The 208-nt window shown below is 66.3% G+C and carries 1 pseudogene (cut by a window edge); it reads left to right on the plus strand.

Features of this window, described 5'->3' with window-relative positions:
- Nucleotides 1-208, plus strand: a pseudogene (locus DJ70_RS17720) (long-chain fatty acid--CoA ligase); its annotated part runs 57 nt beyond the window's last position; the annotation flags it as partial.

A 208-nucleotide genomic window follows, 5' to 3' on the forward strand; every position in this document is an offset into this window, starting at 1 on the left:
GACGAGGGGATCGACCTCCCCGACGATCGACGGGAGATCTGCCGGGACGAGCGCGTCCGCGACCGGGTTCGGACGGAGGTCGACGCGGTGAACGAGGCGTTCGAGCCCTACGAGCGGATCAAGCGGTTCCGCCTGGTCCCCGAGGAGTTCTCAGAGGAGAACGACCTGCTCACGCCGACGATGAAGAAGAAGCGCCGGAACATCCTCG

This window comes from Halorubrum halodurans, assembly GCF_002252985.1.
In the GTDB taxonomy this organism is placed as follows: domain Archaea; phylum Halobacteriota; class Halobacteria; order Halobacteriales; family Haloferacaceae; genus Halorubrum; species Halorubrum halodurans.